At 62.5% G+C, this 13,076-nt stretch carries 10 protein-coding genes; 4 read left to right on the top strand and 6 right to left on the bottom strand.

Going from position 1 to position 13,076, the window contains the following annotated elements:
• Window position 1: 1 nt before the first annotated feature.
• The 3 genes from ACZZ0Q_RS01310 to ACZZ0Q_RS01300 form a co-directional block, all read right to left on the bottom strand.
• Complete coding sequence (locus ACZZ0Q_RS01310) at window positions 2-709, bottom strand: response regulator transcription factor (RefSeq protein WP_122491974.1); 708 nt, start codon at window positions 707-709, stop codon at window positions 2-4.
• Window positions 710-997: 288 nt separating this feature from the next.
• Window positions 998-1,627, bottom strand: coding sequence for a response regulator transcription factor (locus ACZZ0Q_RS01305; protein WP_122491976.1), 630 nt, complete (start codon window positions 1,625-1,627; stop codon window positions 998-1,000).
• Window positions 1,624-3,972 (bottom strand): PAS domain-containing sensor histidine kinase, encoded by a 2,349-nt coding sequence (locus ACZZ0Q_RS01300; protein WP_463542257.1) that lies wholly within the window; start codon window positions 3,970-3,972, stop codon window positions 1,624-1,626. The genes ACZZ0Q_RS01305 and ACZZ0Q_RS01300 overlap by 4 nt, the downstream gene beginning before the upstream one ends.
• Window positions 3,973-4,180: 208 nt before the next feature.
• Between ACZZ0Q_RS01300 and ACZZ0Q_RS01295 the strand changes: the two genes are divergently transcribed.
• Window positions 4,181-5,245, top strand: coding sequence for an alpha/beta hydrolase family protein (locus ACZZ0Q_RS01295; RefSeq protein ID WP_463560219.1), 1,065 nt, complete (start codon window positions 4,181-4,183; stop codon window positions 5,243-5,245).
• 251 nt (window positions 5,246-5,496) lie between these two features.
• On the opposite strand, the gene ACZZ0Q_RS01290 is transcribed toward ACZZ0Q_RS01295, so the two are convergent.
• The 3 genes from ACZZ0Q_RS01290 to ACZZ0Q_RS01280 are packed head-to-tail and all read right to left on the bottom strand — an operon-like array spanning window position 5,497 to window position 7,963.
• Window positions 5,497-6,270 carry a TerB family tellurite resistance protein gene (locus tag ACZZ0Q_RS01290; RefSeq protein WP_463384079.1) on the bottom strand — a complete coding sequence of 258 codons (774 nt, stop codon included), beginning with the start codon at window positions 6,268-6,270 and terminating at the stop codon, window positions 5,497-5,499.
• Window positions 6,270-6,941: an N-acetylmuramate alpha-1-phosphate uridylyltransferase MurU gene (gene murU / locus ACZZ0Q_RS01285; protein WP_463540357.1), complete on the bottom strand. Its 672-nt coding sequence runs from the start codon at window positions 6,939-6,941 to the stop codon at window positions 6,270-6,272. Before murU ends, ACZZ0Q_RS01290 begins: the two co-directional genes overlap by 1 nt.
• Window positions 6,938-7,963 carry an aminoglycoside phosphotransferase family protein gene (locus ACZZ0Q_RS01280; RefSeq protein ID WP_463540358.1) on the bottom strand — a complete coding sequence of 342 codons (1,026 nt, stop codon included), beginning with the start codon at window positions 7,961-7,963 and terminating at the stop codon, window positions 6,938-6,940. The genes murU and ACZZ0Q_RS01280 overlap by 4 nt, the downstream gene beginning before the upstream one ends.
• 126 nt (window positions 7,964-8,089) lie before the next feature.
• Here ACZZ0Q_RS01280 and ACZZ0Q_RS01275 point away from each other — a divergent pair, with 126 nt between their 5' ends.
• The 3 genes from ACZZ0Q_RS01275 to pdxA are packed head-to-tail and all read left to right on the top strand — an operon-like array spanning window position 8,090 to window position 13,063.
• On the top strand, window positions 8,090-10,807 hold the full coding sequence (locus tag ACZZ0Q_RS01275) for an LPS-assembly protein LptD (RefSeq protein ID WP_463560217.1): 2,718 nt from the start codon (window positions 8,090-8,092) through the stop codon (window positions 10,805-10,807).
• Window positions 10,788-12,080, top strand: a complete 1,293-nt coding sequence (locus ACZZ0Q_RS01270) for a peptidylprolyl isomerase (protein ID WP_463540359.1) — start codon at window positions 10,788-10,790, stop codon at window positions 12,078-12,080. Before ACZZ0Q_RS01275 ends, ACZZ0Q_RS01270 begins: the two co-directional genes overlap by 20 nt.
• Entirely contained in the window at window positions 12,077-13,063 is a 987-nt protein-coding gene (pdxA, locus tag ACZZ0Q_RS01265) for a 4-hydroxythreonine-4-phosphate dehydrogenase PdxA (RefSeq protein ID WP_463540360.1), read from the top strand. Before ACZZ0Q_RS01270 ends, pdxA begins: the two co-directional genes overlap by 4 nt.
• Window positions 13,064-13,076: the final 13 nt, after the last annotated feature.

Here is a 13,076-nt window from a genome sequence, read left to right as displayed (position 1 = left end):
ATCAGTTTGACATCTCGCCTTGCACCGCAAGCTTGTAACCCCGGCCGTAGACGGTCTGGATCAGTTGCGGGCGGTTGGAATTGAGCTCGAGTTTGCGCCGCAGCCGGGCCACCAGCGTGTCGACGGTGCGCAAATCCCCGGAGTCTTCACTCTCAAGACCATGGCGCAAACAGGCGAGCAAATCGTTGCGATTGACCGGCTTGCCGCGCCGCTCGATCAACCCCACCAGCAAGGCGAATTCGCCCGCCGTCAGCGACACATCGCTGCCCTCCTCGTCGCTGATTCGGCGGCGCAGCAAATCCACTTTGTAGGTACCGAGCAGCACATCTTGATCCGTCTTATCGCCCTGGCGGCGACGCAACAGACTGCGAATTTGCGCGAGCAACACACGCAGATTGACGGGCTTGGTGATGTAGCAATCGGCGCCGGTTTCGAGACCGGCCACGCGGTCGAAATCGTCGTCACGCACGGTGACCAGGATGATGCCGATTTGCGGGCTCTTACTGCGCAGCTGGGCGGCGACGGTGAGGCCGTCGATATCGGGCAGGCCGATATCGAGGATGACAGCGGCGGGCTGATGCCGCTCGAACAGGCGCATGCATTCATGGCCCGAAGGGGTGCTGAGCACTTCATAGCCGGCGTTGACCAGATACAGCGAAACCATCTCGCGGATTTCTGGTGCGTCTTCGACGACTAGGAGTTTTTCCATGCTGAGTGCGCTCGGCTTGTTGTTATGGGGCGCGATTGTGGGGGGTTAGAGGGGAGAAATACTAGATGCGCTGATCGGGGGCGGTTGCGCCCGCCTCATCGCGTGTTCTCGTCCGCGATCTGGCAGACGTACGCCTATTCACAAAATTACATCCGTCATCCTCGCGAACGCGGGGATCCAGAATGGCTAGCCGAACAGAGACGTTGGACTGCACAAAAATCTACGGTCCGGCCTTCAAACCATCCGCATCGCTCACGCCTGCGCTCGGCACAAGACGAAGACCAGGAGTCACACCAACTTATGCTCCATCGCATACTTAACAAGATCCGCCACCGACGCCGCATTCAGCTTTTGCATCAGCCGCGCCTTATGCGTGCTAATCGTCTTGTTGCTAAGCGCCAGCTGCTGCGCAATATCGTTAACGTTGGCACCCTGTACGAGCCGTTCAAACACCGAAAACTCCCGCTCCGATAGCCGCGTGTGCAAGGGCCGCGAGTCGGTCAGGCCGACCTCAAACACCATGCGGTCGGCCAGCTCCGGGTCGATGTAGCGCCCACCCGCCGCCACGCGGCGGATGGCGGTGAGTAGCAGCGCCGGGTCGCTGTCTTTGGTGGCGTATCCGGCGGCGCCGGCTTTCAGGGCGCGGGCGGCCATTTGTGCCTCGTCGTGCATCGAGAGCACCAGAATGGCTGGCGGATTGCTCAGCGCGCGGATGCGTGGAATGGCTTCCAGGCCGTTGACGCCGGGCATGGAGATGTCGAGCAGCACCACTTCGCATTCGGTATGCCGCAAGGTCTCCAGCAACTGCTCGCCGTTGCTCGCTTCGCCGGCGACGCACAGGTCTTTGGCCAGGCCGATCAGTTGCTTGATGCCTTCTCGCACGATGGTGTGGTCTTCGGCGACCAGTACACGAATCACGGTTCTATCTCCTCGTTACGTGCGGCCAGGGGAATGCGCACGGTCAGGGTGGTGCCCTCGCCCAACTGGCTGTCCAGGCGCAAGGTGCCGCCCAGCATCAGCACACGCTCGCGCATGCCGACCAAGCCAAACGAGGCGCTGCGTCCAGGCGTGGCGACAAAGCCGAGGCCATCGTCGGCGACGGTCAGACACAGATCGTCCCCTTCGCGCTCCAGCCGCAGCTCGACAGTATGCGCCTGGGCGTGGCGCATCACGTTGGTCAGCGCTTCTTGAAGAATGCGAAACAGGCCGATGGCTTTGGCGTCGGCCAGGGCCGGCAGGTTGTCGGGCACTTGCACGATGCAGGGAATTTGCGTGCGCGCCTCGAAGCGCTGGGCTTGCCATTCGATGGCCGAAGCGATGCCGGCGTCGAGGATCGGCGGGCGCAATGCAGTGGCCACGTCACGCACCAACTGGAAGAGGTTGGCGATCAGCTTTTTCATGCTGTTGAGGCGGTCCTGCAAACCCGGATCGAGCTCGGCATACGCCAGTTCGCACATCGACGTTTCCAGCTTCAGCACGGTAAGCACTTGGCCCAGCTCGTCGTGCACTTCGCGGGCGATGCGGGCTTTTTCTTCTTCGCGCACGCTTTCCAGGTGGGCGGACAATTCCCGCAGTTGGGCGCGCGAGCCGGCCAGCTCCAGTTCAATGCGTTTGTTGTCGGTGATGTCCCAGGCGATGCCGTCCCAGACCACGCTGTTGTCGTCCAGGCGCCGGGCAATGGCTTTGATGTCGGCCCAGCGCTGCTCGCCGTCGCGGGTGAGGATGCGGCCTTGCCAGTGCCAGTCGCGGTCGCGGGCGAAGGCTTGGTCTTGCGTGGCGTGGTAGCTGGTTTTGTCTTCGCTGTAGACCAGGCTGCGCAGGCCTCGGTCGGAGGCCTGCAACACGGCGGCCGGGTAGCCGACCATGCCTTCGCTGCCGTCGCTGATAAAGGCGAATTCCACCTCGGCGCCAACGTGCGCGCGCTCCAGGCGAAACACCATGCCCGGCACGTTGGCCGCGATGCCTTGCAGGCGCGCCTGGCTTTCTTGCAACGCCGCCAGGGCGCGGCGGCGCTCGGTGACGTCGGTGATGTACACCACCAGGTATTCGGCTTGGCGAAAACGCAAAAAGCTTAGGGACACATCCGCTGGCAAGGTCGTGCCATCGGCGCGCAGCAGCGAACTTTCGAAGCTCAGCGGCTCGCCATCGCCGCCCCGCGCCCGCTTCCACAGGGCCAGCCAGCGGTCCATGTGCAGGTTCGGGTCGAAGGCGGCCAACGGCAGTTCAACCACGCCACCGGCCGGGTAGCCGAGCAGTTGTTCGGCGGCGCGGTTGGCGTAGCGCACGTGGCTGTCCCAGTTAACCCAGAGGATGCCGACGGTACTTTGGTCGATGGAAAACTGCGTCAGGCGCAACGCTTCTTCAGCGGCTTCGCGCAGGTCCAGGGCATGGCGAGCGCTGAGCAGGTCACGCTCAAGGCGGCGCACTTGCCGACGCAGCCAGAACAGGCAAGCCACGGCGCCCGCCAGCAGCACGGCGAACAGGCTGGTGAGGTTTTGCCAGAACCCCGGCGACTCGCTCAGGCGCGGGTATTTGATTTGCACCCAACGGTTGTGCAATTGGTCGAGCTGTTTGGGCGAGAGCCCGGCCAGGGCTGTGTCGATGATGGCCGACAGCTGCGGCCAATCGCGGCGGGTGGCCACCCGCAGTAATTGCGGAAAGCCGATATCGCCGACCACGGCCAGCTCGGCGAACTCGGCCTCGCCGGATAAACGACTGAGCTGGGCTTCGTCGATAACCACGTATTTCACGCGCTCGGCCAACAGATTGCGCAGGGCTTGGCGCTCGTTGTCGGCGCCTTGCAGGTTGAGGTTGGAATAGGAGCTGCGCAGGTAGTCGGCCACCGCGCTTGGCATGCGCACGGCCACGGGGTCGTTGCTCCCCAATTGCTCGAAATCCACCGCCGCGCCGCCCACCCGTGCGCCCACCACCAGCTGTGGCACGCGCATGTAGGGGTCGGTGAACAGCCACTGGCGCAGGCCAGCCGGGGTTTGCATCTGGCCGGGCGCGATGTCGAAGAGGCGCGCCTGGGCGGCGGCTTCGAGGGAGGTTTGGTCGGGGTAGGTTTGCCAGATAAGGTCGACGTGCAGCGCGGCAGCGAGGTCGTTCAGCAGGTCGATATGGGCGCCGGATAACTTCTGTTGGCGGCGGTCCATTTGCGCATACGGCGCTTGCAGCACCACACCGACGCGCAGCTGTTTATGCGCTTCGAGCCACGCTTGCTGTTCGCTGTTCAGCGCCAGCGAGGGTGGTGCGTCGCTCATCGCCAGGCCCGGCAACAAGCCGAGCAGCGCGAGCAATGCGCAGAAAACAGAACGTAGCAACGGGCGGCGCATCCAGCGAAAACCTCAGGAGGGAACAACGAGCCGGCCTACCTTACTCCAGCCGACAGGCGCACCGCTAAACCTGCGCCTGACAAATGCACGACTGCCGATTAGGCTGCACCCATTGTTCTCGCTCAGGACTTGCCCAATGCCGCTGTCGCTTCGCCCCGCTCTCGCCTTGGCCTCGCTGCTGCTGTGTGGCGCCGTGCACGCTGCCGATGAACCGCCCCCCAGCAAAGAAGGCGAACCCGCCGCCTCAGTGGAACGTGCGCCGCTGGCCGAACGCAGCGTTGACGATGCCGCCGCCCTGGCCAAACGTGTGCCGGCCAAGGAGCAGCAAATGCTCACGGCCGGCGATGAGCAGTTTTTGGCGTTGTATAAGTTGGCCAACGTGGGCGAGCCCAGCGGCGTGGTGATTTTAATTCCCGGCGACGGCGAAACGGCCGACTGGCCCCTGGCGATGGCGCCGCTGCGGGAAAAACTGCCGGACGCTGGCTGGCACACCTTGAGCCTGAGCCTGCCCGACCCTCAAGGCGACGAGCCGCCGCTGCGCCCACTGCAAGCCACACCACCGGCCGAAGGCGACAGCAAACCCGCCGAAACCACCGAACCCGCGCCGGCCACCACACCAGAAAACGCAGCCGTGCCGGCCGACAACACACCGCCGCCCAGTGGCATCAGCGAAGAACAGCGCACCACCCACGCCACCCGCGTGAGCGCCCGAATCGAAGCGGCCATCGCCTTTGCCCAGGAACAAAAAGCCAAGGCCATCGTGCTGCTCGGCCACGGCAGCGGCGGCTACTGGGCGGCGCGTTATCTGGCGGATAACAAGCCCAAACAAGTGAGCAATTTGATTCTGATCGCGGCGGAGAAACCGGTTGGTTTCGCGCCGGTATTAGAAGAGTTGGTGCCACAGCTGAAACTGGCCACCGGCGACTTTTACTACCGCGACCTGGCGCTGGACCGAGATAACGCCAAGCTGCGAGCGCAGGCGGGTAAGCGGCAGAAACATCCGGCGTATATCCAAGTGGCGATGGGCGCGTTGCCGGGCGATCGGGCGACGGAGCAGGAGCAGTTGTATCGGCGGGTGAAGGGGTGGCTGAGCCAGCATGTGCAGGCGGGGGCGGTACAGCCGGATCGGTCTGCGCCGGCGAGTGCGCCGGAACCGGATGCGGTGCCGGAGCCGGTTGAGCCGGCTTCGCCGGGGATTTGAGGGTTGTTGGGGGTGGGCTGTGTTTTTAGGCTTGGTGCGACGGTTGGATTTTGTTGATCTGTAGGCCGCACTTCGGTCCGAAATTCTGGATCCCCGCGTTCGCGAGGATGACGGAGTTTTTTGCAGCGACCTCCGTCATTCTCGCGAAGGCGGCGGTCCGACGATTCGGGATCCAGAATGTTGCGCCGGGTGCAGAAAATCGGCGCGCCACCTATCGCAACCCTCACCAAAAACCGTTCTTCAAATAACCCTCACCGAAACCCTCGCTGCTCCTTAACCACCGCATACGCACTGTGCAGTTCCCGCGTCTTCTCCGTCGCCTCACGCACCTTCGCCGGACTCGCGCCCGCGCCCACCAGCTTGTCCGGATGATGCCGACTGAGCAGCCGCCGGTAGGCGTTTTTGATGGTTTGCACATCGCTGCCATGAGCCACGTTCAATAGCCGAAGCGCTTGTTCATAGCTGACCACGCTGGTGACGTTGGTGCTTTTGCGCGGTTCGAATTCCGCGCCCAGGGCCGCCACGGCGTCGCGCCCTATGCCCAACCATTTGCCCCACAGCACAATCAGCTCGCGCTCGGTGCTGGTGGCGCGGCCGTCGGCCCAAGCCATGCGCCAGCAGGCGCGCAGCACTTCTTCGGCGGCGCGCAACTCGCTGCGCAAACGACGCAGCGGCAGGCGCAAACCGTCCTGGCCGTTTTTGCCGCGGGTGAAGGCGTCGATGGCGCGGCGCTGTTCGCCGTCGGTGAGTTGCAGGCGCTGCATTTCGGCGCGCGCTTGCTGGATGTGCACTTCGAGCACTTGGCCGTCACTCTTGGCCAGGCGACCAAGCAGGACGAAAAGCAGGTCTTGGTCCGACACGCCAACCGGCCGCGCGCCTTTGAGCCGGCCACGCAAGTCGTCCCAGCTTTCCAGGGCCATGCGCCGGTCCACCACCTGGCCGAGCAAAATGCCCAGCAAAGCGCCCGGAATACTGGCCAGCGCCAGCCCGGCGGTGGCGCCCACGACGGTCGCTGGCCAGAGCATTAGCCGGCCACCGCAAGCAGGTGTTCCACTTCGGCCAGGCGCTCGTGGGTGCCGACGTCTACCCAATGCCCTTGGAAATGCTCGCCGCTCACACGCCCTGCGGCCATGGCCTCGCGCAGCAGCGGCGCCAGCTTGAACGCGCCCGCTTGGCAACCGGCAAACAGGGCCGGCGCCAGCACGGCGATGCCGCTGTAGGTGAGCGTGGTGGCGCCGGGTTGGGCATCGCTGAGCTGGCCATCGCGCAGCGTGAAATCACCGGCGCGATGGTGCGCGGGGTTGTCGATCATCACCAGATGAGCCAGGCCGGTGATGTGCTTGGGAACGGAGCGAAAGTCGTAGTCGGTCCAGACGTCGCCATTCACTACCAGGAACGGCTCATCGCCGAGCAAGGGCAGCGCTTTATGGATGCCGCCACCGGTTTCTAAGGGTTCGCCTTCGGGGGAGTAGACGATGCGCAGGCCGAACTGCGAGCCATCGCCGAGGTGGTCTTCAATCTGCTGACCGAGCCAGGCGTGGTTGATCACCACCTCGCGAAAACCTGCCGCCGCCAGCGCGCGCAGGTGGTATTCGATCAGGGGTTGGCCGGCGACCGGAATCAGCGGCTTGGGCGTATGCAGGGTCAGCGGGCGCATGCGCTCGCCTTTGCCGGCCGCCAAAATCATGGCTTTCATGCGGGCACCGCCTTGGATGCGTGCAGGCTGGCAAACAGCTCGCCGAGTTCAGCCAGTTCCGGCCGACGCGCGAGCACCGCTTCTATATAGGAGAAGAACCGCGGCACGTCGCCGAGGTATTTCGGCTTGCCGTCGCGGTGGCAGATGCGCGCGAAAATGCCGATGACCTTGAGGTGCCGCTGCACGCCCATCAGATCGCTGGCGCGTAGAAAGTCTTCGAAGTCGGGCTGCACCGGAATGTTCAAGGCCTGCGCCTGCTGCCAGTACTGGCGCAACCAGACACGCACGCGCGGCTCGGGCCAGCTGAGGAAGGCGTCTTTGAACAAGCTGGTGACGTCGTAGGTGACCGGGCCATACACCGCGTCCTGAAAATCCAGCACGCCGGGGTTCGGCTCGCTGAGCATCAGATTGCGGGGCATGTAGTCGCGATGCACCAGCACCTTTGGCTGGGCCAACGCGCTGTCGATCAACACGGTGCAGATGCGTTGCCAGGCGGCGAGCTGCGCGTCGGTGAATTCCAGCCCCAGCTCGTGGCGCACGTACCAGTCAGGAAACAGTTGCAGCTCGCGGTGCAATAACGCGTGGTCGTAACTGGGCAACGGCGTGTGCTGCGGCAGTTGCTGGAAGGCCACCAGTGCATTCAACGCGTCGGCGAACAAGGCGTCGGCGTTGTCGTCGTTTATGACGTCCAGATAAGTGTGGCGGCCAAGATCAGGCAGCAGCAAAAAGCCGCGCTCGAGGTCCTGGGCCAAAATTTCCGGCACATTTATTTTTGCTTCGGCGAGCAAACCGGCCATTTTCACGAAGGGCCGGCAGTCTTCCTGAGGCGGCGGGGCGTCCATCACGATGAATGTGCGGCCCTCGCCCTGCCAGCGAAAGTAGCGCCTAAAACTGGCGTCGCTGCTAGCTGCAGTAAGGGTTGCAGGCGGAACCGGGCCCCAGCCGCGCGCGGCAAACAGGGCGGGTAATTGCTCATCGAGCCACACGGACAGCTGTTGCAGGCGTACATCTTCATCAAGCATTACAAGGGTCTCCGACGGCCCTAGCCGTTGTGCGGGTCATGCTTTATTATCCAGCATCTTTTTCAGCCCATCGAGAGGCGTGCGGTCCTAGCGGGCCGATGGCGCGCAGGAAGCCCGGACTACAAGATGGCAGTAAAATACCCCGCGTTTCGTAAAAAATTCCCTCTGCTGGTTACCGGCAGCCTATTGGCTTTGCAACCTGTTGCCACGCAATACGTGGTCGCCGCTGAGCAGTATGACTGCGCTGTGTCGGCTACGGGTGGTTGGGCATGTTCGCCAAAATCGAACACTGCCGTGTTGCCACCTCGCCCGGTGCATAGCGCCGGCGCGGTTAGCTCATTGGCCGGCACCTCGGCCGAGAAGACCAGCACGGTCGCCTCGGGTGAAGCCGTTGCAGCCGAGGCCAAGCCTCAGCTGGTGACCGAGAGCAAAGGCAAAGCGTTGAAGTCTCGCAGTGCTGACTACAGTCACCTCGACTGGGTTCCGCGCGACAAGCTCACCGCTGAGCAACTGGCCGAAACCGGCCCGTACTGCTCCGGTGCGTACATCGAGCCGGAACGTCCCGGCATGAACGACAAAACCGCCAAGAAAGATGCGCCGACCTATGTGTCTGCCAAAGCCTCGCGCTATGAGCAGGAACAACAAGTGGCGACCTTGGCCGGTGATGTGGTGATGCGTCAGGGCAGCATGCAGGTGGAGGCTGACGAGGCCAGCCTATTGCAAGCTGAAAACCGTGGCGAGCTGACCGGCAACGTGCGTCTGCGTGACAACGGTGCCTTGGTGGTCGGTGACCACGCTCAGCTGCAACTCGATACCGGCGAAGCGCAAATCGACAACGCCGAATACGTGCTGCACAAGTCCAGCGTTCGCGGTAATGCGCTGTATGCCAAGCGCCAGGAAGATTCGATCATCCGCCTCAAGGATGGTACGTACACCCGCTGCGAACCAGGCAGCAACGCTTGGAACCTGAAGGGCAACAACATCACCTTGAACCCGGCGACCGGCTTCGGTACCGCGACCAACGTGACCCTGCGGGTTAAAGACATTCCGATCTTCTACACCCCGTACATCTATTTCCCGATCGACGACCGTCGCCAGTCCGGCTTCCTGCCGCCGAGCATCGGCTCGTCCAGCGATACCGGCCTGATGCTGGTAACGCCGTATTACTTCAACTTGGCGCCTAACTACGACGCCACCTTGTATCCACGCATCATGACCGAGCGCGGCGTGATGATGGAAGGCGAGTTCCGTTACCTCACCGAAAGCAGCGAAGGCCAGGTTAGCGCTGCTTACCTGGATGACGGCGACGACGAGCGCAAGGATGAGCCCAAGTACGAAGATCAACGTTATCTGTACAGCCTGAAAAACCAGACCGGCCTTGATTCGCGTCTGCTGGGCACGGTCGATTACACCAAGATCAGCGACCCGTACTACTTTCAGGATCTGGAAACCGACCTGGACGTCAGTAGCCAGACCTTCGTCAACCAGCAAGGCGCTCTGACATACCGTGGCGACAGCTTCGATGCCAAGCTGAATATGCACGCGTACCAGCTAGCCACCGTGACCGACGTGACCCCGTACGACCGTCTGCCTCAGGTGACGTTTGACGGCGTTCTGCCGTTCCAACCGGGCGGTGTGAACTTCACGTACAACACCGAGTTTGTACGCTTCGACCGTGATCTGGACGAGTACAACTACCTTACCGAACAGAGCCCCGACAGCTACTTGCGTGGCCTAACACGGGCCACTGGCGACCGCATCCATCTGGAGCCAGGCGCCAGCCTGCCGCTGAACTGGAACTGGGGCTACGTCAAGCCGACAGTGAAATACCTGTACACCGACTACGACCTGGATCTGGATCAGCGCGGTAAAGATACGCTGGTAGCCGGCCAGAACTACAGCAGCAGCCAGGACCGTGGCGTGCCGTTGTACAGCGTCGACAGCGGCCTGTACTTCGACCGCAACACCACTCTGTTTGGCAATAACTACCGCCAGACCCTTGAGCCGCGCCTGTATTACCTGAACGTGCCGTATCGCGATCAGTCGGACATTCCGATTTTCGACACCAGCGAAACGCCGTTCAGCTATGCCTCGCTGTTCCGTGAAAACCGCTTCTCCAGCAGCGACCGTATTGGCGATGCCAACCAACTGTCGCTGGGCACCAGCAGCAGCTTTATCGAGGAAAACGGCTTCGAACGCGCCAGCGTTGCGATCGGCCAGACCCTCTACTTCGAAGACCGCAAAGTGCAGTTGCCGGGTATTGAAGGCAAGGACGAAGCCTCGGTGTCGCCGTACGCATTGACCGGTCAATACCGCATTAACCGTGACTGGCGTGTCAGCTCCGACCTGAACTGGGATCCGGACGCTGGCGAAACCCGTTCCGGTAACGTGATGGCGCATTACCAGCCAGAAGCGAACCCCGGCAAAATTGTTAACGCCGGCTACCGCTACCGTAACGACGTCAAGCGCTTCAACCCGCAAACCGGGTTATTCGAAGTGGGCGGCGACGAGTACAAAATCGATCAGTCCGACTTCTCGGTTATCTGGCCGGTCGTGCCGCAGTGGAGCGCCATTGCTCGCTGGCAGTTCGACTACAACCAGAGCCGTACGCTGGAAGCCTTTGGCGGTTTCGAATACGACAACTGCTGCTGGAAACTGCGTGTAATCAACCGCTACTGGGTTGAGTACGACGAATTCGACCTGAAACGCGAGTCCAACGGCGACCGTGGGATCTTCCTGCAAATCGTGCTGAAAGGCCTCGGCGGCGTTATCGGCAATAAAGTCGAGAGTTTCCTCGACCAAGGCATCCAAGGTTATCGTCAACGTGAAGACCAAGCTTATTGATTGTCTGCGCCCGCTGCTGCTGGGCGCCATGCTTCTGGGTACCGCGGCACACGCCGAAGTGCAGTCCATTGACCGGGTTGTGGCTATCGTCGACAACGACGTGATCATGCAAAGCCAGCTGGACGGCCGCTTGCGCGAGGTTCAACAAACCATCGCCAAGCGCGGCGCGGCACTGCCGCCTGAGCACGTTCTGAGTCAGCAAGTGCTGGAGCGTCTGATCATCGAAAACCTGCAATTGCAGATCGGCGATCGCTCGGGCATCCGCATTACTGACGAAGAACTGAACCAGGCCATCGGCACCATCGCTCAGCGCAACAACATGAGTGTCGAGCAATTCCAGGCGGCGCTGGCGCAGGACGGTTTGTCGTTCAACGAAGCCCGTGAGCAAGTGCGTCGCGAGATGATCATCAGCCGAGTGCGCCAGCGCCGTGTGGCCGAACGCATTCAGGTAACGGATCAGGAAGTGCAGAACTTCCTCGCCTCCGACCTCGGCAAAATGCAGCTCTCGCAGGAATACCACCTGGCCAACATCCTGATTCCGGTGCCGGAAAGCTCCTCGCCGGAAACCATTCAGGCCGCTGACAAACAAGCCACCGCTATCTATCAGCAATTGAAGCAAGGCGCCGACTTCGCCCAACTGGCTATCTCCAGCTCCGGTAGTGAAACGGCGCTGGAAGGCGGCGACATGGGCTGGCGTAAAGCCGCGCAGCTGCCCTCCCCGTTCGACGGCATGGTGGGCGCGCTGTCGGTGGGCGACGTGACGGAGCCGATGCGCACCCCCGGCGGCTTCATCATCATCAAGCTGCTGGAAAAACGCGGCGGCGACAGCCAGGTGCGTGACGAAGTGCATGTTCGCCACATCCTGATCAAGCCGAGCGAAATTCGCACCGAAGCTGAAACCCAGCGCCTGGTCGAGCGTCTGTACGACCGCATCATGGCGGGAGAGGACTTCGGCGAACTGGCGAAAAGCTTCTCTGAAGATCCGGGTTCGGCACTCAACGGCGGCGACCTCAACTGGATTGATCCAAGCACCCTGGTGCCCGAGTTCCAGCGCGTGATGGCCAACACCGCCAGCGGCGAAGTGTCCAAACCGTTCAAAAGCCCGTACGGCTGGCACGTTCTGCAAGTGCTTGGCCGTCGCGCCACCGACAGCAGCGACGAGTTCCGCAAGCAGCAGGCCCTCAACGCCCTGCGCAACCGTAAATACGACGAAGAGCTGCAAGCCTGGTTGCGCCAGATTCGCGACGAGGCATACGTAGAAGTCAAACTGTGACCCTACCGCGCTTCGCTCTAACTCCCGGCGAGCCGGCCGGCATAGGTCCCGACCTGTGCCTGCTGCTCGCGCAGCACGCCCAGCCTTGTCCCTTGATCGCCATCGCCAGCCGCGACCTGCTCACTGAACGGGCCGCGCAATTGGGCGTGGCGGTTCAGGTGGTTGCGGTAACACCCGACGCCTGGCCCGACGCCCCCGCACCTGCCGGCACCCTGTACGTGTGGGACACGCCGCTACGCAGCGCCGTAACGGCCGGTAAGCTCGACTCGCGCAACGCCGCTTACGTCTTGGAAACCCTGACGCGCGCCGGCACTGGCTGCCTGAACGGCGATTTCGCCGGCATGATTACGGCGCCGGTGCACAAGGGTGTGATCAACGAAGCGGGAATCGCCTTCTCCGGCCACACCGAGTTTCTCGCCGACCTGACCCACACCGAACAAGTGGTGATGATGCTCGCCACGCGCGGCCTGCGGGTAGCGCTGGTGACCACGCACCTGCCGCTCAAAGACGTGGCAGCCGCCATTACTCCTGAGCGCATGGCACGGGTGACGCGCATTCTGCACGCCGATCTGGTGAACAAGTTCGGCATCGCGGCGCCTCGTATCCTGGTGTGCGGCCTCAACCCTCACGCGGGCGAAGGCGGCCACCTGGGGCGCGAAGAAATTGAAATTATCGAACCGGCGTTGGCCGCTTTGCGTGCCGAAGGGTTGAACCTTATCGGCCCATTGCCGGCCGATACCTTATTCACACCCAAGCACCTGGACCACTGCGACGCCGTGTTGGCGATGTACCACGACCAGGGTCTGCCGGTGTTGAAGTACAAAGGTTTCGGCGCTGCGGTAAACGTGACCCTTGGTCTGCCAATCATCCGCACTTCGGTCGACCACGGCACCGCACTGGATCTGGCCGGCTCCGGCAAGATCGACACCGGCAGCCTGCAGGTCGCCCTCGAAACGGCCTATCAGATGGCCGAAAGCCGGTAAGCCGGCCTTTCTT

This window comes from Pseudomonas sp. AC070, assembly GCF_979258635.1.
The sequence above is the reverse complement of the archived record's forward strand: the minus strand, read 5'-3'. Positions and strand labels throughout refer to the sequence as shown.